General features: G+C 34.4%; 28 protein-coding genes, 1 pseudogene, 1 riboswitch and 1 other annotated feature. Of the genes and pseudogenes, 12 read left to right on the top strand and 17 right to left on the bottom strand.

The window, feature by feature from the left end; translation table 11 throughout:
• Positions 1–64: 64 nt before the first annotated feature.
• Complete coding sequence (locus T513_RS11545; protein WP_080703151.1) at positions 65–2329, bottom strand: glycogen/starch synthase; 2265 nt, start codon at positions 2327–2329, stop codon at positions 65–67.
• Between the two features lie 513 nt (positions 2330–2842).
• Here T513_RS11545 and T513_RS0109905 point away from each other — a divergent pair.
• Positions 2843–3580: a MerR family transcriptional regulator gene (locus tag T513_RS0109905; RefSeq protein WP_031589961.1), complete on the top strand. Its 738-nt coding sequence runs from the start codon at positions 2843–2845 to the stop codon at positions 3578–3580.
• A 26-nt stretch (positions 3581–3606) separates the two neighbouring features.
• On the opposite strand, the gene T513_RS0109900 is transcribed toward T513_RS0109905, so the two are convergent.
• The 7 genes from T513_RS0109900 to thiM all read right to left on the bottom strand — a co-directional run bounded on the left by T513_RS0109900 (position 3607) and on the right by thiM (position 8604).
• On the bottom strand, positions 3607–4170 hold the full coding sequence (locus T513_RS0109900; protein ID WP_031589960.1) for a TMEM175 family protein: 564 nt from the start codon (positions 4168–4170) through the stop codon (positions 3607–3609).
• Between the two features lie 162 nt (positions 4171–4332).
• Positions 4333–5007, bottom strand: coding sequence for a TenA family protein (locus T513_RS0109895; RefSeq protein WP_056995128.1), 675 nt, complete (start codon positions 5005–5007; stop codon positions 4333–4335).
• Entirely contained in the window at positions 4982–5677 is a 696-nt protein-coding gene (locus T513_RS0109890; protein ID WP_031589958.1) for a class I SAM-dependent DNA methyltransferase, read from the bottom strand. The genes T513_RS0109895 and T513_RS0109890 overlap by 26 nt, the downstream gene beginning before the upstream one ends.
• A 2-nt stretch (positions 5678–5679) precedes the next feature.
• Positions 5680–6471 carry a bifunctional hydroxymethylpyrimidine kinase/phosphomethylpyrimidine kinase gene (thiD, locus tag T513_RS0109885; RefSeq protein WP_029073308.1) on the bottom strand — a complete coding sequence of 264 codons (792 nt, stop codon included), beginning with the start codon at positions 6469–6471 and terminating at the stop codon, positions 5680–5682.
• A 28-nt stretch (positions 6472–6499) separates the two neighbouring features.
• On the bottom strand, positions 6500–7171 hold the full coding sequence (locus tag T513_RS0109880) for an HAD family hydrolase (protein WP_035877128.1): 672 nt from the start codon (positions 7169–7171) through the stop codon (positions 6500–6502).
• On the bottom strand, positions 7164–7796 hold the full coding sequence (gene thiE / locus T513_RS0109875; RefSeq protein WP_031589956.1) for a thiamine phosphate synthase: 633 nt from the start codon (positions 7794–7796) through the stop codon (positions 7164–7166). Before thiE ends, T513_RS0109880 begins: the two co-directional genes overlap by 8 nt.
• Positions 7786–8604 carry a hydroxyethylthiazole kinase gene (gene thiM / locus T513_RS0109870; RefSeq protein WP_031589955.1) on the bottom strand — a complete coding sequence of 273 codons (819 nt, stop codon included), beginning with the start codon at positions 8602–8604 and terminating at the stop codon, positions 7786–7788. The genes thiE and thiM overlap by 11 nt, the downstream gene beginning before the upstream one ends.
• Before the next feature lie 71 nt (positions 8605–8675).
• Positions 8676–8787, bottom strand: a riboswitch (TPP riboswitch).
• A gap of 123 nt (positions 8788–8910) precedes the next feature.
• On the opposite strand from thiM, the gene T513_RS0109865 reads away from it, so the two are divergent.
• Together T513_RS0109865 and T513_RS0109860 are read left to right on the top strand one after the other, a co-directional pair.
• Positions 8911–9492 carry a hypothetical protein gene (locus tag T513_RS0109865; RefSeq protein WP_031589953.1) on the top strand — a complete coding sequence of 194 codons (582 nt, stop codon included), beginning with the start codon at positions 8911–8913 and terminating at the stop codon, positions 9490–9492.
• Between the two features lie 3 nt (positions 9493–9495).
• Complete coding sequence (locus T513_RS0109860) at positions 9496–9777, top strand: bacteriocin immunity family protein (RefSeq protein WP_031589951.1); 282 nt, start codon at positions 9496–9498, stop codon at positions 9775–9777.
• Positions 9778–10195: 418 nt separating this feature from the next.
• Here T513_RS0109860 and T513_RS12590 read toward each other — a convergent pair whose 3' ends face one another.
• Complete coding sequence (locus tag T513_RS12590; RefSeq protein ID WP_422723614.1) at positions 10196–10780, bottom strand: sugar O-acetyltransferase; 585 nt, start codon at positions 10778–10780, stop codon at positions 10196–10198.
• A 2-nt stretch (positions 10781–10782) separates the two neighbouring features.
• Positions 10783–11784: an alpha/beta hydrolase gene (locus T513_RS0109850; protein ID WP_031589949.1), complete on the bottom strand. Its 1002-nt coding sequence runs from the start codon at positions 11782–11784 to the stop codon at positions 10783–10785.
• A gap of 148 nt (positions 11785–11932) precedes the next feature.
• On the opposite strand from T513_RS0109850, the pseudogene T513_RS12085 reads away from it, so the two are divergent.
• Positions 11933–12058, top strand: a pseudogene (locus T513_RS12085) (LysR family transcriptional regulator); the annotation flags it as partial.
• 299 nt (positions 12059–12357) lie between these two features.
• On the opposite strand, the gene T513_RS0109840 reads toward T513_RS12085, so the two are convergent.
• The 5 genes from T513_RS0109840 to T513_RS0109820 form a co-directional block, all read right to left on the bottom strand.
• The gene (locus T513_RS0109840; RefSeq protein WP_031589947.1) at positions 12358–13191 is read right to left on the bottom strand and encodes a nucleotidyl transferase AbiEii/AbiGii toxin family protein; all 834 of its coding nucleotides are present in this window, start codon (positions 13189–13191) and stop codon (positions 12358–12360) included.
• Positions 13188–13781 (bottom strand): type IV toxin-antitoxin system AbiEi family antitoxin domain-containing protein, encoded by a 594-nt coding sequence (locus T513_RS0109835; RefSeq protein ID WP_031589945.1) that lies wholly within the window; start codon positions 13779–13781, stop codon positions 13188–13190. The genes T513_RS0109840 and T513_RS0109835 overlap by 4 nt, the downstream gene beginning before the upstream one ends.
• Before the next feature lie 392 nt (positions 13782–14173).
• A complete protein-coding gene (gene lysS / locus T513_RS0109830) occupies positions 14174–15667 on the bottom strand; it encodes a lysine--tRNA ligase (RefSeq protein WP_031589944.1) in 1494 nt (497 codons plus the stop codon).
• 32 nt (positions 15668–15699) lie between these two features.
• Positions 15700–15908: a binding site (T-box leader), on the bottom strand.
• A 42-nt stretch (positions 15909–15950) separates the two neighbouring features.
• Positions 15951–16493, bottom strand: a complete 543-nt coding sequence (locus T513_RS0109825; RefSeq protein ID WP_031589942.1) for a GNAT family N-acetyltransferase — start codon at positions 16491–16493, stop codon at positions 15951–15953.
• On the bottom strand, positions 16490–17251 hold the full coding sequence (locus T513_RS0109820) for a MurR/RpiR family transcriptional regulator (RefSeq protein WP_029071429.1): 762 nt from the start codon (positions 17249–17251) through the stop codon (positions 16490–16492). The genes T513_RS0109825 and T513_RS0109820 overlap by 4 nt, the downstream gene beginning before the upstream one ends.
• 152 nt (positions 17252–17403) lie before the next feature.
• On the opposite strand from T513_RS0109820, the gene T513_RS0109815 reads away from it, so the two are divergent.
• The 3 genes from T513_RS0109815 (at position 17404) to T513_RS0109805 (ending at position 20832) form a co-directional block, all read left to right on the top strand.
• Positions 17404–19095: a PTS transporter subunit EIIC gene (locus tag T513_RS0109815; RefSeq protein ID WP_031589941.1), complete on the top strand. Its 1692-nt coding sequence runs from the start codon at positions 17404–17406 to the stop codon at positions 19093–19095.
• Positions 19096–19097: 2 nt separating this feature from the next.
• Positions 19098–19901: a Cof-type HAD-IIB family hydrolase gene (locus T513_RS0109810; protein WP_031589940.1), complete on the top strand. Its 804-nt coding sequence runs from the start codon at positions 19098–19100 to the stop codon at positions 19899–19901.
• Positions 19902–19974: 73 nt separating this feature from the next.
• The gene (locus T513_RS0109805) at positions 19975–20832 is read left to right on the top strand and encodes an N-acetylmuramoyl-L-alanine amidase family protein (RefSeq protein ID WP_031589939.1); all 858 of its coding nucleotides are present in this window, start codon (positions 19975–19977) and stop codon (positions 20830–20832) included.
• Between the two features lie 16 nt (positions 20833–20848).
• Here T513_RS0109805 and T513_RS0109800 read toward each other — a convergent pair whose 3' ends face one another.
• Positions 20849–21787 (bottom strand): DUF1848 domain-containing protein, encoded by a 939-nt coding sequence (locus T513_RS0109800; protein WP_029071426.1) that lies wholly within the window; start codon positions 21785–21787, stop codon positions 20849–20851.
• A gap of 28 nt (positions 21788–21815) precedes the next feature.
• Positions 21816–22808, bottom strand: a complete 993-nt coding sequence (gene dusB, locus T513_RS0109795) for a tRNA dihydrouridine synthase DusB (protein ID WP_029071425.1) — start codon at positions 22806–22808, stop codon at positions 21816–21818.
• A gap of 138 nt (positions 22809–22946) precedes the next feature.
• On the opposite strand from dusB, the gene T513_RS0109790 reads away from it, so the two are divergent.
• From T513_RS0109790 to T513_RS0109765, 5 genes are all read left to right on the top strand, one after another.
• Positions 22947–23423: a helix-turn-helix domain-containing protein gene (locus T513_RS0109790; protein ID WP_031589937.1), complete on the top strand. Its 477-nt coding sequence runs from the start codon at positions 22947–22949 to the stop codon at positions 23421–23423.
• A 657-nt stretch (positions 23424–24080) separates the two neighbouring features.
• On the top strand, positions 24081–24953 hold the full coding sequence (locus tag T513_RS0109780) for an ABC transporter ATP-binding protein (RefSeq protein WP_031589933.1): 873 nt from the start codon (positions 24081–24083) through the stop codon (positions 24951–24953).
• Positions 24946–25731 carry a hypothetical protein gene (locus T513_RS0109775; protein WP_029071421.1) on the top strand — a complete coding sequence of 262 codons (786 nt, stop codon included), beginning with the start codon at positions 24946–24948 and terminating at the stop codon, positions 25729–25731. Before T513_RS0109780 ends, T513_RS0109775 begins: the two co-directional genes overlap by 8 nt.
• On the top strand, positions 25724–26149 hold the full coding sequence (locus T513_RS0109770; protein ID WP_029071420.1) for a hypothetical protein: 426 nt from the start codon (positions 25724–25726) through the stop codon (positions 26147–26149). Before T513_RS0109775 ends, T513_RS0109770 begins: the two co-directional genes overlap by 8 nt.
• Entirely contained in the window at positions 26142–26876 is a 735-nt protein-coding gene (locus T513_RS0109765) for a hypothetical protein (RefSeq protein ID WP_031589932.1), read from the top strand. The genes T513_RS0109770 and T513_RS0109765 overlap by 8 nt, the downstream gene beginning before the upstream one ends.
• Positions 26877–26882 lie beyond the last annotated feature (6 nt).

Below are 26882 nucleotides of genomic sequence, written 5' to 3'. Positions count from 1 at the left end.
GTTTTTTTATTGCTTTATAAACAAAAAAGAACTGATATCAGCATAGCTGACATCAGTTCTTTTGTTATTTAGTTAATTCAACATATAACTCTCTATACTGCTTTGCAGAATTTTCCCAAGAAACATCTTTTGCCATATTTCTCTGAACCATTTCATCAAAGCACCATCTATTTGTGAAATAGAATGTTTTAGCTCTATTAATAGCATCAAGCAATAATCCTGATTCATAACGATCAAATGTGAATCCATTACCTGAGTTATAGTTTACATCATAAGGTTCAACTGTATCTTTTAATCCACCAGTTTCTCTTACGATAGGCACTGTACCATAGTGCATAGCGATTAACTGAGTTAATCCACATGGTTCAAACTGTGATGGCACTAATAATGCATCAGCACCGGCATAGATGCGGTGTGCTCTTGATTCATCATACATGATATTTGAACATAAGTTTCCTTTATAAGCATTTTCATAATATCTGAATGAATCTTCATATGCAGGATCTCCAGTTCCTAAGATAACAACCTGTGTATGTTCATCCATTACCTGAGGAATGATTTCATTAACTAGATCCAATCCTTTTTGATCAGTTAATCTAGAAATCAAGCCAATCACAAACTTGTGATCATCTTGTTCAAGACCAAGCTCTTCCTGTAAAGCACGCTTGTTTTCTTTCTTCTTATCCAATACATTCGTAATATCATACTTACTTGCAAGTTTATCATCAGTAGCACTGTTCCAGATATCATAATCAATACCATTAACAATACCTCTTAATTTACCTGAATGATATCTAAGATGTGCATCTAATCCTTCACCATAGAATTCAGTCTGAATTTCTCCTGCGTAAGTATTTGATACTGTAGTAATTGCATTAGCATATGTTAAACCACCTTTTAACATATTAGCATCCAACCACTTAACAGTTAATGTATCCTTATTGAAGACATAATCTGGTAAATTAGTCCAATATTTGAATGTTTCAATGTTATAGACACCCTGGAATCTTAAGTTATGAATAGTCATTACAACCTTAGAACGTGATAATGGTGTATCATTAAACATTTCTCTTAAATAAATTGGTACAAGACCTGCCTGCCAATCATGACAATGAATAACATCAGGAGTCCAATTCATATAGTTTAATGCAGCTAAAGCAGCTTTTCCAAAGTAACAGAACTTAGGAATATCATCTACTAAGTTAGTATATGGATTACCTTCAGTAAAGAATTCCTGGTTATCAATGAAATCATAGACAACTCCATCCCATACATATTCCATAATACCAACATAGTATGATTTACCATCAGCACATAAATCCATATCAAATGATCCTCTATAGATCATCTTATTCTGATATTCTTCTGGAATACATGCATATCTAGGTAGAATAACCTTTACATCACAGTTCTGTTTAGCAAGTGCTTTAGGTAATGCATACATAACATCTCCTAAACCACCAGTCTTCACAAATGGATAACATTCAGATCCAATAAATGCCACACTTCTTCTTGGCTGAGGAAGTTCTTCATGATATTCTTCCATAACTGGTTCCACCTTAACTTCTTCAACTACTGGTTTTTCTTCTTTTTTAGTTTCTTTTACAGCCTTTTTAGCTGGCTTTTCTTCTGCCTTTGTTTCCTTTACAGTCTTCTTAGCAGCAGCTTTCTTGGCTGACTTTTCTTCTGCTTTTGTTTCCTTTACAGTCTTCTTAGCAGCAGCTTTCTTAGCTGGCTTTTCTTCTGCCTTTGTTTCCTTTACAGCCTTCTTAGCAGCAGCTTTCTTGGCTGGCTTTTCTTCTGCTTTTGTTTCCTTTACAGTTTCCTTAGCAGCAGCTTTCTTAGCTGGCTTTTCTTCTGCCTTTGTTTCTTTTACAGTCTTCTTAGCAGCAGCTTTCTTGGCTGGCTTTTCTTCTGCCTTTGTTTCCTTTACAGTCTTCTTAGCAGCAGCTTTCTTGGCTGGCTTTTCTTCTGCTTTTGTTTCTTTCACAGTCTTAGCAGCAGCTTTTTTAGCTGGCTTTTCTTCTGCTTTTGTTTCTTTCACAGTCTTAACAGCAGCTTTTTTAGCTGGCTTTTCTTCTGCTTTTGTTTCTTTCACAGTTTTAACAGCAGCTTTTTTAGCTGGCTTTTCTTCTGCTTTTGTTTCTTTCACAGTTTTCTTAGCAGCAGCTTTCTTAACTACTTTTTCTTCTTTTTTTGTATCTAATTTATCTTTAACTTCTTTAAGTTCAACTTTTGTTTCATTCGCTTTAGCAGAAACTGTCTTAGTTTCAGCTACAGTTTTCTTTTCAACGTTTGTCTTTTTCTTTGATGCTTTTTTTCTTGGCACGATAGACACCTCCCATTTGTTTTGATTATATCACATTTTGATATTTTATAAACGGCTAATTGTATGCGTTCTCAATATTTGAAAAACCTAAGTTAATATCCACTCATTTATGTAAATTCTTAGAATTAGGCTTATAATTATATTTCTCAATAACAGTGGATTTACCAACACGTCTAGGACCTTCAACTAGTAACGCTGTTTTACCCCCTGAAGTCTTTTTCCAATCGAGTAAACTGTCATATATTTTTCTCTTGAACATACTTTTTCACCATCCTTCGCAAATTCGTTGATTTTATTTTACCCATTTACTGCAAATTCGTTAATTTTGTTTTAGCTATTTACCGCAAATTCGTTAATTTTAGTGATTTCATATAAAAGAAAGCTTAATATTACATCTTGTTTAATCATTAAAAACCATGATAACATCAATATATTTAACAAATAAATTTAATAAAAATATTGCATATCACATAACGTGATAGTCTATACTCAAAAGTGTTAGGAGGGATGTACATGTACTTAATAAAGAAAGTCAGTGAAATAAGCGGTGTATCGGTGCGCACGTTACATCATTATGATGAGATTGGATTACTTTCTCCTCGTAAAAATGAACATGGATATAGATATTATACTGAAGAAGATCTGTCCTATCTTCAGACCATATTGTTCTACAAATATCTTGGTTTTACATTAAAAGAAATCAAGGGATTACTTAAACAAGATGAAAGTGAAATTCTTCCTCATCTAAAAAGACAACTGATACTTATGAAAGAAGAAAAACAAAGAATCCTAACATTAATTGACACATTAGAAAAGACTATCGAGTCACAAGAAAGGAGAATTACTATGCCAACAAAAGAAAAGTTTAAAGGTTTAATTTTCCAAGATAATCAAAAGTACAGACAGGCTGCCATTGATATGTATGGAAAAGCTGTTATTGAAAGTGCTATTGAAAAACAAAAAGGTAAAGAACAAGAATTAACTGCCGGTTTTAATGAAATCTTCTTTGCATTCGCTGATAATAAATCTCATCAGTTAGAAGCTGATTCAATTGAAAATATCGCTCTAGCAAAGAGATTACATGATCATCTTTGTAAGTACTCATTTGATTGTCCAGTCAGTACCTTCAAGGATATAGGGTATAACTATGTACAAAATGAAGAATTCAAAGAACAACTTGATCAATTTGGAGAAGGCACTGCTCAATATGTATGTGATGCTATTGTAGAATATGTAAATAAAAATATCTAAAAGGAAGATGCGAACATCTTCCTTTTCTAATTACAATTATTCTTTTCCTCAATCACAATCTTTTCTGGCATAATCCACCAGCATGTTATGATTGCGACAATGACAAAAGAAACAAGTGGATAAAAACCACCAAATAGTGATGCTAAAAGATAGACCAGTAAACTGATTGCATTTCTTTTACTTAATTTGAAGTGTTCACCATTTTCATGAATTATAAAATAGTATAAAAGATGAAAAGCAACACTCGTCAGCAACATATCTGTGAAGTAAATAGAAACTGGTGCTAATGATGTTGGATAGGTACCTACCCAAGCAGTCGCAAATGGTATAAAAGACATGACGAATAGCCAGATTATATTACACCAGAGAATCTTGATATTGATTCTTCTTGCTTTTCTAAAAATCTGATGATGATTAACCCAGTAGATCGCAATAAAAATAAAACTAAGCATATAAGCAGATAATGTTGGTCCTAATGCAATAAAATCGCTAAAACGATCACTTACTGGCTGTTTCATTTCTAATATCATGATAGTAATAATAATTGCTAAAACACCATCGCTAAATGCTTCTAATCTATTCTTCTCCATAACTGTTCCATCCTCTTTATTTCAATTATAGCCAATATTATTTAATAATAAAAAGAAAAAGCATAGTTGATTTAAAATCAACTATGCTTCAGGCTGTTGACAAAATGGACATTTTGTCGTCGGCCTGAAAATGTCAAATGGAATAACTCCATTTGGCATTCTTTATAATACATTCCAAAATTGATTTTCGAATTGAGCACACTTCACAAAAATATCGCAAAGAATTTCTGCTTGATCTGTATCAAGATATCTCGTCATCTCATTGATAAGATCGATCCAATCCTGATTAGCATCAATATATGATCCCATAGAATAAGCATCAAACCAGTCCTTATAAACAGAATGTTCATCATTCCCATAAAGTTTCCATGCCTTTTCGCTAACATAGGCATATCCCCATGAACATTGAAGAAGCGCAATAACGCCTCCTAACATAGTATGTTCTTCAATGACTGATTTAATGTAAGAAATATAATCTTTAATGACCAGTTCAATCTTACAATTAAAAATCTCATTTTGAGTAATACCTACTCTGTTCATATAAGGAACATGTACAGAATATGTTTCATGCATCGTTTCATTGATCATCTTATCTAAATGATTAGTCAAGCTCTCATGTACACACATATTCTTTAGTTTCTTTAAAATATCCAAATAATCTAATAAATAGAAATAATCTTGCATCAAGTAGTTCTTAAAACGCTCTATATCTAAGACGCCTTTAGCCATTTGAACAATAAAATCATTATTTACTTCTTTATCCCAAAGCACTGATACTCTCTTAAAAAGAAGATCAGTAAACTTTAAATTATCACTTCTTCGCAATGATTGCGACATATCCACCACTCTTATACCCTTCCTGAACATCTTCAACTTCTTCATTAGTATACAATGGATTGCGAATTAATGTTTGTAAATATTGAAAATCATTAAAATTAATGCTTTTTAACACATTAATTTTCTCTTCAGTAGAATGCCATACTCCCGATGAAGCTAACGCTAATGGATAAGGTAAAGCTGGCATTACACCATTAAGATAATCATGATCATATGTATTTAAGCTTTTTCCAAGAAGATACATAAATCCAAATGCACTTTCTTTAGGTACATCAAGAAGAATGAGCTTTCCATTCTTCTTTAATGCCTGTCTACATTTCTTATAAATAGGAAGAAGATCTTCCATATAGCTAGAACTACCATTGAAATAGATAATATCATAATGTTCATCAGGAAGATCTACATCTTCAATAAGACCATATTTGATCACATTGACTCCCCTTTTTTTCGCAATCTCTCCCATATCTTTTGAAGGTTCAATACCTTCAATATGACGAGAATCAATATAGCTTTCAAATAAGCCACTACCACATCCTACTGAGAGGATTCTCTTGTTTTCAATATCACCTAATGCTTTCTTGAATAGTTTTAATTCACTCATAAATAAGTTTTCATTCTTCATGAACCATTCATCATACTTTTTAGCATATCCATCAAATTTCTGTTTCATCTTTATTCCCCTTCAAATAGTACATAATTATGAGCCAATGGCCCACTTCCTTTTCCTAGATCAAGCTGTGCTTCTAATGCTTTAGAAATATAGTCTTTAGCATGTTTGACTGCCTCATCTAAGCTTTCTTCTCTAGCTAAAAATGAGGCAATAGCACTAGATAATGTACACCCTGTTCCATGTGTGTTGTTATTGTTAATTCTCTTCCCTTTAAACCATATATAACTACCATCACGATAAAGAAGATCATTTGCATCATTAATTTGATGCCCTCCTTTACAAAGCACATTACAGCCATATTTCTCATAGATGATTCTTGCTGCTGTAATCATATCTTCTTCATTGTTAATCTTAATACCAGATAAAACTTCAGCTTCAGGAATATTAGGTGTAATTACTGTGGCAATAGGTAATAACTCCTTTTTTAATGTTTCAATTGCATCATCACTAATAAGCTTAGCTCCACTTGTAGCGACCATTACTGGATCTACTACTATGTTTTTAGCATGATACTTCTTTAATGAGTTAACAATCGTATGAATCAGTTCACTTGATGAAACCATTCCTGTCTTAACAGCATCAGGATAAATATCAGTAAAGACTGCATCCAACTCTAAAGAAAGAAATTCTGGTGTGACCTCCATAATTCCACTTACCCCCGTTGTATTTTGTGCAGTCAATGCTGTAATGGCAGACATAGCATATACACCATTCATAGTCATCGTCTTTAAATCTGCCTGAATGCCGGCGCCTCCACTAGAATCACTTCCAGCGATTGTTAATGCTTTTTTCATGATTATTCCTTCTTTCTTCGCATTTATTTTATAAAGCGATAGGAAGTGGTGCCCCCAACTTACCGCTTTTAAAAGCTGAGTAATCTTCCAGATAATAATCAGCCATCATTTTTAATTCATACTGGTTCTTTTCTCCATATTGATCAAAGACAGCTATCACAATATAACCAGCTTCCCTCGCTGTCTTTAATGCATAAAGAGAATCTTCAAAAACCAATGTTTCTTCTTGTAAAACATGAAGATAACGTGCAGCTTCATCATAAATATCTGAAGAATGCTTGCTTTTTCCTATTTCACTAGTCGTAAATATTTTTTCAAAATATTCATATAGACCATTTCTTCTTAAAGCTTTTTCAACTTGAACACTATCACTGCTTGTAGCTGCTACAATCTTGATACCTTGTTTCTTAATAAATGCTAAAAGCTCTTTAGCACCATCTTTTTCATGAACTTCATTAACATAGAAGTTCTCAATCATATTCTTGATATCTTCTACAATCTCAACACTGCTTTTTTCTACATGATAATGTTCACTAAGATACCTTGCTCCTTCTTCCATACTCATAGAAAACAAGATATCATTAAGACCTTTTTCAGCTTCTATCCCCATAGAACTTAAATAACGTTTTCCTAGATCATTCCACATTTCCATTGAATCTAGAATCACACCATCAATATCAAAAATAGCTCCCTTAATCATAAAGTGCCTTTCTTGTTTCTTTCTTAAGATCAATGGCTGCCTGTTTAATATCTTCTTTACCAAAGATAGCACTAATGACCGCAATACCGACAATACCGGTGCCAGAAAGCTTATGAACATTTTCTTTACTAATACCACCAATCGCAATGACGGGGATAGATACCGCCTCACATATCTCTTTTAATATTTCAAAAGAAACATCTGATGCATCATCTTTTGAACTTGTAGGAAATACAGCACCTACTCCTAGATAATCAGCACCACCTTTTTCAGCACATAATGCCTCTTCAACACTTGAAGCAGATACTCCAATGATTTTTTCTTCTCCTAAAATACGACGTACATCTTCTACGTTCATATCATCTTGTCCAACATGTACACCATCCGCATTTATTTTTTTGGCAATATCCACGTTATCATTAATCACAAAGGGCACATGATACGCTTCACATAATGACTTAATCTCTTTAGCTTCTAATAGAAACGTCTCTTCATCTAAAGTCTTTTCTCTTAATTGAATAAAGGTAACTCCACCATCTAGACTTTCTTTCACATCATCATAAAGGCGTCTTCCATTTAACCAATGACGATCCGTTACCCCATAAAGCAATAATTCATCGTACATCGTATTTAACTCCTTTATTTAAAGTCTCTTCATCCATATTAAAGATGGCATCAATAATACGATTACGATATGTCGCATTACCATCTCCTTCTTGCATATGATTCCAGGCTATTTCACCAGCTAATCCCATCATACAAACTGAAGCCACTGCTGCTTCTAAAGGATTCTTATTGGCGATAAGAAATGCGGTCATCATACCTGATAACTGACATCCTGTACCGGTGATTCTGCTCATTTCTTTACGACCATTTCTTATGACAAAACATCTTTCTTCATCACTTACTAGATCAATGGCACCGGTAATCGCAATAATAGCACCTGTCTTTTTTGCAAATGATTTTACAAATGATATAGCTTCATCAAGATTGTCTTCTGTAATGACATCGGCTATGTCTGCATCGACACCCTTGGTCGTTCCACTTCCCAGTGCCAATGTCTTGATTTCTGAAATATTTCCTCTGATTACATCGAATTTGATTTCTTTCAATAAATTCAACGCCGTGTTGGTACGCAGTGCGGAAGCACCAGCACCAACTGGATCTAATAAAACGACATGATGTAATTCATTAGATTTCTTTCCTGCAAGAAGCATTGATTGAATGCTTCTTTTGTTTAATGTACCAATGTTGATATTAAGGCCACCACAGATGGATGTAATATCTTCTACCTCTTCAGCTTCATCAGCCATAATCGGACTAGCACCACATGCAAGCAATACATTGGCAACATCATTTACTGTGACATAATTGGTAATGTTATGGACTAGTGGTACATTCTTTCTGACCTTGTTTAAATATTCCCCCAGCATCTTTTTTCTCCTTATTCTTCCAACAAAAAAGCAGATATACCAACTCTGATATATCTGCTTATACGCAAAAAAACTCTCGCACAATGATATCCCTACGTTGGCATTATCCAAATCAGGTTATGGGTCCGAGCTCTTTTTTACTCTCGTTCTCAGCCTGCCTTACAAGCTCCCCTGTTGTTTCTAATAGATTATCATCATATTAAAGATTATGCAAACTTTTCTTATTAATACATTAATTCATTATCCTTCTTAACATTTTTTACGATTTGTTGTACTATTCTTTTTGTAAAAAGAAAGAGAAAATAAATGAAAAAGTTATTTACATTATTTGTTGCAAGTTTATTGATTTTTACCAGCGCTGGAATAACAAATATTCACGCTGAAGATTCTGCAGTATCAAATAAGAAATGTGTTTCTGCTCTTTTGGATAGCTTAGAAGCTTCCGCTTCTAAAAATGGTATATCACTGAATGAAGAACTCAAAAAAAGAAAATTAGTTCATGGTGGTACATACAATTTTTCCTCTGATACTCAAACTCAAAATTTAGCTAAGTTGCTGAATCAAGAATTAAAAAATAGAGGAGAACAAACATACGCTACTAGTTCACATAGCCAAAATCAAATGTTGTTAAAAGTAAGAACAACCCAAGCTAAAACTAAAGCTAAAACAAAGAAGAAAAAGAAAAAAAAGGGAAAATGGATATATAAGTACACTATTGATCCATTCAGTTTTTATAGAAACAATGTAACTGGTGAATGGCGTACTTTGAAGACAACAAGTACTATTGGTCATCTTGTACACACTGTAATAGAAGGTACAGTTACACATTCGTCAACATATCCAATTCCATACTATAATCCAGCATTTAAGCATTTAATGGGGGCTTAGGAAATGAGAACAAGAAAAGATAAAATTTTATTGTTTCTTAATCAAATTGTTTCAGATAAAGAAATTAATTCTACTGAAAAAGCAGTATTTGAGACGTACTTAAAACAATTAAGCAATAACGAAGATATAAACAGATGTATATATGAACTAAAAAGTAAGCTTTCTAATCTTTCTATGACTAATCAACTTTCTAGCAAAGGATTGGCATATTTTACAGAATTATCAAGAATAGAGCCTAGCACATCTGTAAGTTCCATGTGGAATTTTCTTGTAAGAAAAAAATAGAATTTTGAATTTTTTACTACGGATCTTGCTTATTAAGAATTTGTAAATTGATTTGAAAATATCTCATAAATTAACTATAATAGCGACAGCTAAGAAAGAAATTGTATTCAAGTGGTACACATAAAAAGCTGAAGGTTAGTCCCTCAGCTTTTTTTCTATGGCTCTCTCCATCTTCCATAAACGGCTCTGATACCACCTCAAAGCCCTCTTTCGCGTAATAGCCAATGGCATACTCCTGGGCTTCCAGGTATATTTTCTTAGCCTTAAGCTGCTCAGTGACAAAGATTTCAAATCTTGTCTTTAATATCTGGTACTGAGCTCATTAAAATGCTTAACTATCAAATTCATCCAGGATCCTCATTATCTCCTTGTTTCGCTCAAGCATATTATAAATGCCATCCTCCGATAGCATTCTTTTTTAAACCTCTTTAAACTTCTCAACATCCAATGTCTTGATAACTTTTGCAGGAACACCTCCCACAATAGTGTTTTCTTCAACGTCTTTTGTTACAACAGCTCCGGCTGCAATTACAGCACCGTCACCGATTGTAACTCCTCTAGTGATAATTGCTCCTGCTCCAATCCAGACTCTGTTTCCTATATGTATGGGTGCACACAAAAGGTGCCTGTCATAAGGATTCAAATCATGATCCAAAGTAGCAAGGACAACTCTGTGACCGATCAAGGTATCATCACCAATATAGATACCACCCTGATCCTGAAAGCTGCAACCGGAATTGATGAATACATTTTTCCCGATGTGGATATTTCTTCCAAAATCCGTATAAAAAGGCGGAAACAGCCTGAAATTCTCATCCACTTCCTCACCTGTCAGTTCAGACATGATACGGACGATTTCTTCCGGTGTATGGTATTTGGTATTTAATTCCATGGTCTGCTTTATGGCAGCCTGGCTCTGTCTCATGGAACATTCATGCATTTCTTCTGTCATATCCTCTACTCTGTCCGAATTGAGATATTCTAGTATTTCTTCAATCGTTATCATTATTTCATATTCTCCTTAAAAAAGTTTTCCAGCTTGTCAAAAGGAATATAATCCTTATCCCCGCCATCATATAGATCAGTATGTACTGCATCAGGGATTATCATTAGTTCCTTGTTATCAGTATACTTGCTGTCTTTGATCATATCTGCATAAGCATCCTTTGAGAAATAGCAGGAATGTGCTTTTTCACCATGAACGAGTAAAACGGCACTTCTAATCTCATTAGAGTACTTAAGGATTGGCTGATTAACAAAAGACTCACAGCCAATAACATTCCATCCACTGTTAGAATTAAGACTTCTCTTGTGATAACCTCTGTCAGTCTTGTAGTAGTCATAATAGTCTTTTACAAAGAAAGGTGCATTCGAAGGCACTGGATCTACTACTCCGCCGCCAAGCTTATATTCACCAGCCTTAAGGTCTTCAAGTCTCTGTGCACACATAGCAGCTTTCTTCTGATATCTTGCTTCTTCACTGTCCTCAGAGTCAAAATATCCCTTGGCATTTACCCTTGTCATGTCATACATTGTCATAGCTGCCGTAGCTTTGATTCTTGTATCAAGAGCTGCTGTGTTTACAGCCATTCCTCCCCAGCCACAGATACCGATGATTCCGATTCTGTCAGGATCTACCATTTCATTCAGTGATAGAAAATCAACTGCCGCCATGAAATCTTCAGTATTGATATCGGGTGATGCCATGAATCTTACATTTCCACCGGACTCTCCTGTAAAAGAGGGATCAAATGCTATCGTCAGAAATCCTCTCTCAGCCATCGTCTGAGCATAGAGGCCGGAGCACTGCTCTTTTACTGCTCCAAAAGGTCCACATACTGCAATAGCTGGAAGCTTACCCTCTGCATTCTTTGGAACATACATATCTGACGCAAGAGTGATTCCGTATCTGTTTATAAATGTGACTTTGCTGTGGTTTACCTTATCACTTTTCTTAAAGGTCTTATCCCACTCTGTTACAAGGCTTAGTTCTTCTTTTCTGATCATTTTGTTATCCTCCTGAATACTTTTCTTTCTGAATCCCTTCCAATTTCCATATTAAAACCTTGGCCGGATTTTCGCTAATGAATAAAATAAATATCATGATATTCATTTTTGGAATAACACATAAATAGTCAGCTTTATGGAGGATTTCATGGAAATCAAAAATCTCAAATACTTCCTTGCAGTTGCCAGGGAAGAAAATATGTCAAGGGCTGCCGAGCAGCTCCATGTATCACAGCCTACTCTTTCAAAGACATTAAAAGCGTTAGAGGAAGAAGCTGTTTATCAGGCACAGCTTCAGTATTTCACTCAGTAGGAGTTTCACTTTACACCATTTTTATATTGGCTTCTATATTACTTACATCAAAATATATGAACTTAGGAATTCTCGAAGTCTTGCAAACATAGGGTGTCATCGACTTTTATATTTTTGTTAATCGACTACGATTCCTAGACGTAACAAACCCGCCCAGGCACGTCAATCACCAGAGTAATCTTCTCTGTTTTTGACATACCCGGACGGGTTTATTTTATGTTAATCAAGGCACTTAAGGATAAGTGCCCTTCGTAATCCTATTATAAGAAAGATACCACTAAATTTTGAACAGAATCCATCACTTCATCAAAGCTTAAATCCTCAACATAATAATTATTTTTCTTAAATTGGTTCCAACGTTCTCTCATCTCCATATCAGAACCTATGTCCTCAAGAACCGTTTGCATCTGTTCAGACGTGAACACTGTATCTCTTTTCTCACACGTAGCTAAAAATGCTGTCTTTAATGTTTCTCTCTCAAAAAACTTCTTATGAGTAATCTCGTAAACATCATAAAAGTCTCGCGCTCTCGTATTCGCCAATCCACGACTAAGAATAGTCTGTAATTTTTCAGCTAATAGAGTTTCGATATTGTATGACTGCAATTCAATATCTCTATCTTCAAACATCAATTGATACCCATACTCTACCGCCCGCGGGGTTATTACATCATCAGTCGATATATCAATTTTAATCGGCTGCTTAAGATTATCAAGTTTTCCTTCCATATGAACACGTACACCCGGATAATCAAATTCATCCATAATTGTTTCTATGGATTTGATTTCAAAAGACACATTATCTTCTAACGGAATCCCACCAATTTCATTTACAATCTTTTCAATCTCTTCCTGCGTCAATGGAAGCGCCTGCACGGTAGCATCAATGTCCATTGTTGCGCGACTATTTAACCCAATCAACGAAGAGACAAGCATCCCACCTTTTAACACAAACTGATTCTTATACGCTGATATTGAAACACGTTCCAAAAATCTTTCCATAAAGAATACTCGTATCATAGTCATAGCAACTTTGCTGTCACTACCGGATATATTTCTTATCTTTGCTTTTAGCTGTATAGCAGTTTTTATCATACCATCACCTCAATGTATTTCATGATTTCATCTCGAATTTTTAAAGTTTCTGCATACTTAAGCAAACGCGTTAAGTCCTTGTCTTTTCTTCTCATATAGGACTTAATTGCAGTCTGATAATGTTGAACTTCTATTTTGCCTCTCAGTTTTACAAGATCACAGATCGTCTTTTCTACATCATAGACCCTAACTGTGTTTCCAAAATTTGTTTGTAATTCTGTGATTCCAAGATTATAACTGGTCTCCTGTGCCTGCCGAATCACAATCCCTTCAGACAATAATCTGGTTCGATTAAATCTTGGTGGGACCGTCACAGTAATCTGTGAGTATTCTCTATCAATCATTTCATGAAGATACAGCGCAGTTTCTCCGGAGAAAATAACTTTTGGATAACGAAGTTGGAGAATGTACAGTTCGTCCTTCCATGTGTCCGGCGAAATATAGATTCCTTTTGATACTTTCTCCAGTCCTCTTTCCTTAACATAGCTAGCCAAATACGTTCTGGAGATTCCGGCCTTCTCTACATCTTTTGAAAACAAGTATCCATCATTTTGTTCTAACAACTTATCAATCTCTTCAAACTTAGTCATATATGTCACCTCAAACACACTTTACATTGGTGTATACATTTTACACCATATATACACCAATGTAAAGTGTACTGATGACTATAGTTTTGTCCATCAGCATAAAACAAATTGCGACTTAGCGTTTTTCTGCATATTCAATTTTGCTGATTTGGGGAGATTTATTATAGTTCCGCCGACACTCCCGGGAAGCTTTGTTGCATAATAGTAAAGCCCACTTAAGAATAAGTGGGCTCGTCTACGATTCACATATTTAATTGTAACCCATATCGTTAGGTTTCTTTCGCATGATTTACAGCAATCCGTCAGTTGAGCGTATATTTCTTCATATCAACTTACGAATTTGTTGTAGTTGCATACAACTCATCCTCTAAAACCCTTGATTTTACGGCATTTTATTTGTCTAACTGTTTCATTGCAGGGAATAAGATAACTTCTCTGATAGTTTCCTGACCAGTCAATAACATAACTAATCTGTCAATTCCCATACCCATTCCACCTGTTGGTGGCATACCATATTCTAAGGCTTCTACATAATCCATATCCATTTCGTTGGCTTCATCGTTACCAAGTTCTCTTTCTTTTAACTGGTTAGCGAATCTTTCATACTGATCAATTGGATCATTTAATTCAGTAAATGCATTTGCATATTCATTACCACAAATGAATAATTCGAATCTCTGAGTGAAACGAGGATCTTCTAGGTTCTTCTTAGCTAATGGAGAAATTTCAATTGGATGACCATATACGAATGTTGGTTCTACAATAGTTTCTTCTACATACTTTTCAAAGAATGCATTGATGATATGACCATAAGCGAAATGTGGTTCAACTTCAATTTCATGTTCTTCTGCTAACTTTTTAGCATCTTCAAATGACATATGTTCATTGAAATCAATACCAGTCTTTTCCTTAATTGCATCAGTCATAGAGATTCTCTTAAATCCTGGTGCTAATGAAATCTTGTGTCCTTTATATTCAATATCATAAGTACCATTTACAGTCATAGCTGCATTGGCAATGATACCTTCAGTTAAGTCCATCATACCTTCTAGATCAGAGAATGCTTTATAGACTTCAATTGTAGTAAATTCAGGGTTATGAGTTCTATCCATACCTTCATTTCTGAATAATCTACCAATTTCATAAACAGCATCCATACCACCGACAATTAATCTCTTAAGATTTAATTCAGTCGCAATTCTTAAATAGAAATCTGAATCTAACGCATTAAAATGTGTTACGAATGGTTTAGCTGCTGCCCCACCAAGAATGTTATTCATGATTGGTGTTTCAACTTCTACGAAATGTTTAGAATCTAAGTAGTTCTGGATAGATCTAATGATCTTAGGTCTAGTGAAAGCAACTTTTCTTGCTTCTTCATTCATGATTAAGTCTACATATCTTCTTCTGAAACGTTCTTCAGTATCAGTTAAACCATGGAACTTTTCAGGTAAAGGTCTTAATGCTTTAGATAAATGAGTATATTCATCAACACGGACAGTTAATTCACCCATGTCAGTTACCATTAATTCCCCTTTAACACCAATGATGTCTCCAAGATCTCCACGTTTAACGATTTCATAGATCTCTTCTCCAACAACATCTTTTCTTACATAAAGCTGAATGCTGCCATCACGATCTAATAGATCCATGAAACATACTTTCCCTTTACGTCTTCTTCTAATGATACGTCCTGCAATCTGTACAGAGACTTTCTTTTCTTCTAGTTCCTCTTTAGTGCATGAACCATATTCTCTTCTAATATCTGATGTATATGTTTCTACATCATACTTCTGTCCAAATGGATCAATACCTAAGTTTGCTAATTCTTCTAGTTTCTGTCTACGTACCTGTTCTTGCTGAGTGAACTTTCTCTTTTCTGCCATGTGTTTCTCCTTTCAATATAAAAACTCCCGTCCAAAGGGACGAGAGCATCGTGGTACCACCCTAATTCACTGTATTGCTACAGCCTCTTAGACCTTAACGCGGTCACACGTTATCTTATCAATCTTTATATCCAAGATACGGCTCCTAGTCTTTATTCATTTTACCTTTACTATCTCTTTACACCATCCAGAGACTCTCTTTAAGCAAGTATAAAACTACTCTTCTATTCATCGCCTTTGCGTGTCACATTATATCTATTTTATACTGTATTTGTCAAGTTTTTTACTTATCATTCAAGATAGAATAATAAACCAGATCACAGTAGCTTCCATCTTCTTTCACAATCGCATCTCGAGATGTCCCTTCATATACAAAATCAAGATGTTCTAGAACCTTCCTTGAAGCTTCATTTTCTTTCTCAAAAGAAGCATATATTTTATGCATTCCTACTTCTTCAAATAGAAATCTCACCACTTCTTTTCCTGCTTCACTCGCCAATCCATTATTCCAATATCTACTTGAAATACCATATCCCAATTCAATACTGCTATTAAAGAGATTAAAAGAAAAACCTGAGATAGTCCCAATGATTTCATCATGATAGACTATTACCCATCCAAAGAAGAAAGGATCATCATATTTATCAATATTCCACTTTATAAACTCTTTAGTATCCTCATAACTGCTATAAGGATTCCAGGTAATATACTTATTAATTTTTTTATCACTACCATAGTTTTCATAGAATGGCTTTATATCTTCTTCTTTAAAACGTCTTAATACCAATCTCTTTGTAAAAAGAGATTTTGTCCCTAATTCTTTCATATATCCCCTTTTGCTAATTCATCAAGTATAACTTCAAACAATAGTGTTCCCACTAAATTAAACATCAGTCTAGATCTAAGTTTTTCATGTTTCTTTATTGTATCATACACGTAAATAACACCATCACTAAGCTGTGATAAATACGTGTTGCCTAAACTTGTAATAGAAAGAATCCTTGTACCGTTCTGTTTCGCTGCATAGACAGACTGATTGACTTCTTCTGTTCTTCCTCCTAAAGAAAATACAATGATAACATCTTCTTTTGTAGAAATATCCGCAATACGTTTAATGCTGTAATGTTCAAAGTAATCATTGGACCACAAGTTCACGAGTTTTAATTTTCTATTAAAGTCACTCATGGCCATATAGCTTGAACCTACCCCAATACAGAAGATTCTTCTGGCATTAATAATCTGCTGGGCAAAAAAATGAAAGTCTTCTTCTGAAAGAATAGATAATGTCTGATTAAATTCTAATGTTAACTGCTCCTTTAACTCCTCAAAAGAAGATTGTGTTTTTTGTCCCTGATATTTCGACAATTCCTTAGATAATCGTAGATCATATCTTAGGTCATTGAAAGTATGATACCCTAGCTTCTTGCATGCTCTTACTATCGTAGAAGATGAAAGATAAAGATCTGCACTCATCTTTTTTAATGTTAATGTATCAAGATTTTCCTGTTTCATGAGATAATCAATGACTTCCTGTTCATTTAAGGATAGTTTTTCATAATGATTTTTTAACTGTTCTAAAAACATAATTCCTCCTCAGTCATTTTTTACCCTTCAAGAAAAAAATATTTAACTGCGTAAGAATATTCCAAAACCCTTTATTCAAATAATAGTTTGATAGAATATGAATGTCAAATTCAGAAAGGAAAAATATGTTTGTAGAAAGGGGTTTTTTATTTATGAAGAAAAATAAATTCATATCTGCGTTTGAACAATTTGGACGTTCTTTCCTATTGCCAGTATCTGTACTTCCTGGTGCTGGTATCATCAAAGGAATTGGAACTGCGTTCACAAACTCTAACACTCTGGAAATGTTTCCGGTTTTAAACAATGCTATTTTCCAGTTTGTCATGAAGTTCTTGATTGCCTTGGGAGATGCTGCTTTTGATAATCTTCCTGTCATCTTTGCGGTTGGTGTAGCTGTAGGTCTTGCTAAACGTGAAAAAGGATCTGCTGCTTTATCTGGTTTACTAGGATTCTTAGTTATGCATAATATTCTTAACTTCCTATTAAGTGCCAGCGGCAAGCTTGTAGATACTACCGGAATGGAATCTACACAGGCAAAATTAGCTTTAGCCAATGCCATGCAGACAAAAGTGCTTGGTATTCAGACAATGGACTTAAGTGTCTTTGGTGGTATTATTGTTGGTATTACCGTCTACTTTGTCCATAAATGGGCAGTTAAACAGGAATTGCCTGCAGTCATCGGTTTCTTTAGTGGACCACGTTTTGTCCCTATTGCCACAATGCTTTGCATGTCAGTCGTTTCTGTTGTAATCTTCTTTGTATGGCCTATCGTTCAGACAGGTATCAGTATCATGTCAGTTGCAATCTTAAAATCTGGTCCAGTGGGTACTTTCCTATATGGTCTACTTGAAAGAGCCTTATTGCCATTTGGTTTACATCATGGATTAAACTGGCCAGTTCGTACAACTGAGCTTGGTGGTTCATGGATTATCAATGGTGAACATGTCGTAGGAACAGTCAGTGCCTACCTTGCTTCTCTTGCAGATCCTAAGATTACTGCTATTGATCCAACAATCACTCGTTTCAATGGTGGTAAGTTTGTTTACTTCATGTTCGGTCTTTCTGGTGCAGCTTATGCAATGTATAAATGTGCTGATCCTGAAAAGAGAAAGATTGCTGGATCATTATTATTCTCAGCAGCTGCTACTTCATTCTTGACTGGTATTACTGAACCAATCGAATTTACATTCTTGTTTGTAGCACCTGCTTTATATGCAGTGCATGCAGTATTGGCAGGTTCTGCTTTACTGGTAATGCATCTACTTGGTGCTGGGGTAGCTACTCCTACGGGACATGGCTTTATCAATCTTGTCATATACGGTGTTCTTCAAGGAGATAAGACCCACTGGTGGCTTGTCTTTATTGTTGGAATACCTTACTTCTTCATCTACTATTTCGTCTTCAAGTTTATGATTTTAAAATTCAACTTCAAGACACCTGGTCGTGAAGATAGCGGTGAAGTTCACCTTGCCTCTAAGAAAGAAGCACGTGAAAAGATTGGGGTTCAAATCCAGCAAGTTGGAACTGATGAACCTCAGGAAGTGAAATCATCTTATCCACCAATTGATTTCTCTAAGCTTTCTAAAGAAGAAAAGACTCATGAACTTGCTTTACGTCTCATTGAAGCTCATGGTGGTCCAAGCAATATCACTGATGTCAATGCCTGCATCACTCGTCTTCGTATTGACGTAAAAGATAAATCAGTTGTCGATAAAAATACCATTACATCTCAGCTTGAAGCCATGGGATTTGCGGAAAATGGAATGCAGATGCAATCCATCTATGGAGCTTACGCCAATGTTCTTAAGATGGAAATTCAGGAAATCTTAGGCATTGGAGAATAATAATGTCACAAAAGATACTATGCGTTACTGATCTTGATGGTACCTTTATCAAGGATTCAATCAGGATCAGTGATGAAGATCTTCAAGCCTATCGTAAGCTAAAAACCTTCAGTGATTTCTCTATTGCGACAGGTCGTTCCATTAAAGAAATCGACTATATTACCCACAATAAGGTTTCCTCACATCACTTCATTGCCTTCAATGGAGCGCTAATTGAAGATCAGAACCATAATATTCTCTTTAAGAAATGTATCCCACCCGTCACCGTTAAAAAAATACTTCATTTCTTAAAACAAGAAAAGCTGATCTTTGATGCCCTTGATGGCAATGAACGCATTGGCAACTTCCATCATGAACATCCAGAACGTCTTTGGAATATGGAACTTAAGACTCCTGCTGATCCTTTCCACGCATTAGAACATCTTTCAATCTACAAGTTCAATGTTAGACCTGAAAGAGCACAAACATCCACTTATGTAAAAAAACTTAAAGATACTCTCCCTGAATGCGAAGTGTATCAATCAGGAGGAACACGAATTGAGATTACAGCGAAGAATGTTTCAAAAGGCGAAGCCTTAAAACATATTTCAAGAGACTATGATCTCATCATAGCCATCGGCGATTCTGGAAATGACATCTCCATGTTTGAAGAAGCCTCCCTCTCTTTCTGCATGTCCCATGCTCCAGAAAATGTAAAGGTTCATGCCACATATGTCGTTGATAGTTTTAATGAAGCTGTTGATCACATTTATGAGCTATTAGCACAATCTAGAAAATGTGCTCATACTCCCTTACCTATCTTATAAAAGCAAAGGCTCCAAGAGGAGCCTTTACTTATTTTTGTAGATTGTTTATATTATAAATAAAGGAGAGGTTTTCATGAAGAAATTATTCGCATTATGCCTTGTCTTTTCTCTTCTTCTTGTAGGATGCAGACGTACTAATGACATTCATGTATCCACTAACAAGACAACTGTTAAGAAAGCGAAGAGAAAGACAGCTACCAAGAAAAAAACAACTACTAAGAAAAGTACATCTAAGAAGAAAAGTACAAAAAAGAAAACTGTTAAGAAAAAGACTGTGGCGAAAAAGAGTACAAATGCTAATTACTATATCTGCATTGATGCTGGACATCAAGCGAAAGGAAACAATTCTCTTGAACCAGTAGGTCCAGGATCTAGTACGAAGAAACCTAAAGTTTCTTCTGGTACATCTGGAGTGGCTACGAAAAAAAGTGAAGCAAAACTTAATCTAGAAGTTGCTTTAAAGCTACAGAAAGAACTTGTAAAACGTGGATACAAGGTGCTGATGATTCGTACTACACAGAACGTCAATATTTCTAATGCGCAAAGAGCCATCAAAGCCAATAATGCAAAAGTTGATGCTACAGTGCGTCTTCACGCTGATGGATCTACCAATCGCAATATGCACGGATTCTCAATCCTTCAGCCAGGATATAATAATCGTTATATGAATAAGCAGATCATTACAAAATCACGTCAGCTTTCAGCATGTGTAAACAAAGCTTTTGCCTCTGCCACAAATGCGAAAAATAACGGTCTTTCAACGCGAAATGATATGACTGGGTTCAACTGGTCCAAGGTTCCAGTTACACTCGTAGAAATGGGATTTATGAGCAATCCAAGTGAAGATCGTCTATTAAGCACAGAAAGCTACCAGAATAAGATGGTACAAGGTATCGCTAATGGTCTAGATAACTATTTTAAAAAAGTGTGAGTACTCTCACACTTTTTTAGTAGTCAAAAATTGTCATTTGCTTATCAATAAATGATTCCTGCTTAGCTTCTCTTATATGATCACCCTTTTTGATATGACCTACTAGAATAGGCGACTTAGGATCATGATGTCGCATGTTTCTTTTTACTTGCATCATATCATCATTTGCGTAACAGTATAGACAGCCATGTCCACACGTATTATAGGAACCAATATCATTACCAAGAATGCATCGACATCCTTCTCTTGCATTGTCCAATCCTGTTGGCCAATGCAAGTGCAGACCTGTAAAATGTTCCATTTCTTCTTTAGTAGAACATCCTGATACATCAATATTATAGTCGATTAGAAAATCATCATTCTCAAGACATGTACGAAGACGTACATGATAGCGGTCCGCTATACTCTTGAATGCTTTCGCAATCTTTTTCTTATCGCTTAAAGAAACTTCCTGTACCCCTGGAAAGTTTCTTACTGTTTTTTTATATAGATCAATGTAGCTAAAGATACATTGATCTATATAAGGAGAAAGTCTTTTACACATTTCTTCGAAGATGTGAATATGATAATCCACTGTATATTTCTCACTGATGAAGATGGGATCATAACGCCAAGCGATAGCTTGTTTCCCTACTTTCGACGAAAGAACTTTAATTGCATCTATGATGCGATTTTTATTAGGAACATGGGGTTCTATCTCTTTTCCATAGGGAGTAATGGTGACTTGCCAGACGGTATGGTAAACATCGAGTTCATCAAGATACTTTAACATTGGGATAGGATTCTTCGTGCAGAATTGGATGATATCTACCACTTTAGGAGAAAGTGAGTACTTTGTCACTAGTTCAGGATAATAGGGGTTTCTTGTATAGACAAACCCTTCACGTATACGATTCATAAACCATTCAGAATAATATCCAGGAATATCTGTTCTATTTCCAGTATTTAGTATCATGCTTCCTCCTTCTAAAAAAAGAATCAGGCTATGATTCTTTTTTTTCATATTCTAATAAGTATGTTTCATATTCTTGAAGAATATCTTCTAATTCTTTATATGTTTCAATCTTAGTCAAGGCATTCTTGATATGTGCACTTGAATGTAGACCTTTGATATACCATGGCGCATGTCCACGCATTTCTCTCATCGCATTGCGCTCTCCCATCTGGGCTACAAGTCTTTTCGCATGATCTTTGCATAACGCAAATTTCTGGTGATAATCTGGATCACCACGATCTTCACCTGTTTCAAGATAATCAATCATACGCTGAATAAGCCATGGGTTACCAAGGACTGCACGTCCTACCATCACTGCATCACAGCCTGTTTCTTCTAACATTCTTTTGGCATCCTCTGGTGTTCTTACATCACCATTTCCCATTACTGGGATATTCACTGCATCTTTAACTTGTTTAATATAAGACCAGTCTGCCTGTCCTTCATAGAACTGTGAACGTGTTCTACCATGTACTGCCAAGGCGCTTGCGCCTGCTTTTTCCATCATTTTCGCAAATTCAACACAGTTGATATGTTCTTTATCAAAGCCTATTCTCATTTTAACAGTAACAGGAATATTCACAGCTTCTACAACTGCCTTAACAATATTATAAGCCCGCTCAGGATCTCTAAGAAGATCACTTCCCGCATGTGCTTTTAATACCTTATTTACAGGACATCCCATATTGATATCGATGATATCACAATCAGAATGTTGCTCTACAAACTTGGCAGCTTTAACCATTGATTCAACTTCTCCACCAAATATCTGAATAGAGATAGGATGTTCATCTTCATCCACTTTTAACATATCTATGGTTTTCTGATTCCCGTAACATAATGCCTTATCACTTACCATTTCAGAAACGACAAGTCCGGCACCAAATTCTTTTACTAATTTACGATAAGCCAGATTGGTAATTCCTGCCATTGGTGCAAGAACGATCTGGTGTTCTATTTCTACATCTTTTATTTTCCACATAATAATTCACCATTGTGACTATATCATATTTCTACATGAAAAGACAAATAATCAGTCTTATTGATACAATTCTCAGTTTCTGTCCTACCATTTTTATTCATAACTATGTACTATATATACGAACAGGAGGTCTATATTATGAAACAAGAAGAGATCGGTAAATTTATTGCCCAATGTAGAAAAGAAAAGAACTTAACACAAGCACAGTTAGCTGAACAATTAGGTGTTACAAATAAATCAATATCAAGATGGGAAAACGGAAAGACCATGATGGATCTTTCTCTTTATGAACCATTATGTAAAATATTGGATATACAGGTATCCGAATTACTTTATGCAAAAAGATTAACTACAGAAGAGAAGACAAGACAGGGTGAACAATCCGCATTACAGATTCTTGCCACAAAGAAACAGCTAGAAACACTTAATATTTTCACACAGATTTTAGTCGTAGTGGGCATTATTATCACCATCACTTTTACTAATAAATATGCGCATAAACCAGTAGATCAAATCATAATCTTCAGTATTGGTGCTTTTGTCTGGGGCTTTGCCTTAGTATTAAGAGCACTTATTATGAAAGCTATTAATAAATTGGATCAAGATATTGAATAAGAACCTTTACAAAGGTTCTTTTTTATTGATTAGATATTCAAAACATATCTTTTAAATTTCATATATACATTGATTTTATAATTCTGAAATGCTAATATATAAATACCTAGGCAAAAATATTATCAGGTATACCTATATACTACGAAATACTTATACTACGAAATACTATATTTTAAAATTTTAGGGAGATTATTATGAAAAGAAAGTAATTATCTTTACTTGGTTTTATTTTTATACTCACACTAATGCTTTGTGTACAAACTACACATGCAGCATCATTTAAAACAGCTAGTAATCACCACATATACAAATCGATTATAGGAGTACCAGTTATAAAAATCGGAGTTAAAGGCGATTATAAAGTTTCACATAATAAAATAATAGGTTGGTCAAATGCTAGATGTGATAATGCAACCTATTATCCAGGATGGTCATGTTCAAAAAAACATGCAAAATGGGTATATAAAACAGCAAAATTTTCAAAACTACGTAATAATTCACATTTTTATTATGGACTTCATACACAATGGATTACAATCGGACTCCAAAGTTATGATCTCGAGATAAATAAAGTTGTAAGACCATAATTATTATGACACCAAAAAAAGGATATAGTAAGTAGACTATATCCTTCTATTGTATTTATAGGAGGTTCGTGTGGAAGAACAATATATTATTCAATCACATCATTTAAAAAAATGTTTTCAAGAGAAAGTTGCTCTTGAAAATATCAATATAAAAATTCATAAAGGGGAATTTTGTGGGATATTTGGTAAAAATGGAGCAGGAAAATCCACTCTTTTTAAAATTATATTAGGACTTATTTCTTCATCTGAAGGAGATTTAAAAATCAGTGATCATCTATCCATTGGCTATATGCCTGAAAATATAGCGCTCTATGATCATTTAAGTGTTCATGATAATATTCAAGTTACCGCTTTAAGTGCAGGCTATGAAGTATCCAATAATAAAATGAAAGATATCGTTGAGAAAGTGAATCTTCCCTCTCGTACCCTTGCTAAAAATCTTTCATTGGGGATGAAAAGAAGATTACAGTTAGCTATGGCAACTATGTGTAAACCCGTTGATCTATTGATTTTAGATGAACCAACAAATGGGATGGATGTCAACAGTGTTCTCTGGCTTAAGGATTTCCTTTTACAAATGAAAAAGAAAGGTATTACTATTTTAGTTTGTAGTCATTCTCTTAATGTCTTAGAACAACTTATTGATCATTACTATATTCTTGTAGATGGTCATATTGTTAAAGATGAAGACTGGAACAGTAAACTTCATAATCAGTATATTCTTACTGTTAATGATAATATGAATGAAGAAGAAATATCTCTTATTAAAAATCATTTTTCTATTGTTAAACAGGAAGATGATAAGCTTATTATTCATTCTGATAAAAAGCTGTTAGATATTTCTCGTTTTATTATCGAGAATCATCTTCCTGTAGAAGATATAGATAAAGAACATGAAAGTCTTGAAGATATCTTCTTAGAAAGTGTGGTTAATCATGATTAAGCTATTAAAGGCAGAATATCTTAAACAAAGACATGATCGTACTATCCTTGGATTATGTTTAGGTGTTCTTCTTATATTATCATTTATGATGATATGGTCTACCTGTTTAGCTGATTATAAATCCCAACAAGTCTTACTTGAAGAAAGCGGGAAAGCAGGACTGTATGGGTTATTCTTTTATATAACGGTATTAAGAAGACTATTTGGACTACTATATGGTTATCATGTGATTGATATAGAATTTATAAACAATAGACAGGATTTCTTTATTAAGAATACTGGGAGAATAAAAATAATAATGGGAAAGATTATATTGGGGATGCTTGTACTTTTCGTTATGTCATTCTTATCTTTTATTCTTCCATTTATAATTTCATTACTTATTTTTCATCAGTTTTCATTAGATATTGCTTTAGCTTTTCATCAGATGATTGTTACTTGGCTTATGGCTATTGGCAGTATGCTTCTAGGCATGTTGCTGAGGTTTATTTTTAATGAATTTTTATTATTCACGATCATCATTTCTATGTTAGAGTTCTTCTCAAGCTTTTTTCCACATCAAATCATTGACATTTGGACAAGATGTGATGGTTTCTTCTATCTTTCTCAAGCTTTAGTACCGTTAAAGAATCAATTAAAAGGTTTAAGACATTATCAGATCTATTTACCTCATTCATTTCATTTACTAAATGGATTCATCATTTGGATGGGGATACTTGTATTACTGATCATAATGAATATGTATATTATAAAAAGAAAGGATCTTACCAATGAATAAAAAAGTATTATTTACAATTATCATTATTGTCGTCATCGTAACAGGGGTATTTGTTTTAGGAAAACAGAAAATGAGCTTATCTGAAGGGGTTAGTGAAGATATCACATATAAGGATGAACATAAACAATATATAAGCTCCCTCACTTCAACTTTAGATTACAGCGATAAAGGAACTTATACCAAATCATTTAAAATTAAGAATGGACAAGAAAAATCTTTATTGATTGCGAAAAATACCTTAAATAAAGATTTTCAGCTTATAGTAAAAAACAAAAAAGGAAATGTCCTTTTTTCAAAGACTATCAAGAAGAAAGAAACACTTTCTTTAAACAAGAAATATAAATCAGGTGACTATGTATTAAACTATAAGCTTCCAAAAGATACAAAGGGAACTGTGGAGATTCAGATTAATGAATAAAGAAGAGAAAGCAAGTTTACTTGTCTTTATTCGTAACAAGTACAATCTTTATGTTATTGTGGGAACATTATGTATATTAGGATATAACATATTTGCTGTTGCTCCTGATGATCTGACACCCATTAAAGGAGGATTTTATTCCTATAATCTCCTACTTATTTGTTTTCTTGTAGGAATATTCATTCCTATCTCCGTTGGTGCTTTTATGGGTGGTTATGAAAGAAGTACAAATATGCTTGATTATAAGCTTGTTTCTCAATCCATCATGTCATGGTTAAAGGTACAGTTTACTACTATGATCAAGTTCTTCTTATTAATGTTAATATGTGCATCACTATTTGGTGGTTTTCTAGATCTTCTCCATCATAGCAATATAGGTTTTTATCTTTATTATGCTTTACCAAGATTTCTTATTATCTTCTTCATGTGGATCTTCTGGGGCATCTTATCATTTCTGATTGCCTTATTGCTAGATAGTCACGCCATAAGTTTTATTATCTGTTCTGCATTTTTCTATATAGAACAATATACACATTTAACATTTGGCATCCTCTGGAATCAGAAAAGCATTCTTCGTACACTTTTTAAAAATGATGAACTTCCTTTTGGAATCGTGCAATCTTCTTTTCATTCTTTTTCTTTTAGCATGACTTATATCTGTATACTTCTTATTCTCTTTATCATTGTTATTATTTTCTACTTAAAAAAAGCTTATCCCAATAAATAATTTCCA

The organism is Kandleria vitulina DSM 20405 (assembly GCF_000702065.1).
Taxonomy (GTDB): domain Bacteria; phylum Bacillota_I; class Bacilli_A; order Erysipelotrichales; family Coprobacillaceae; genus Kandleria; species Kandleria vitulina.
This window is presented reverse-complemented; position numbering and strand designations above follow the sequence as displayed.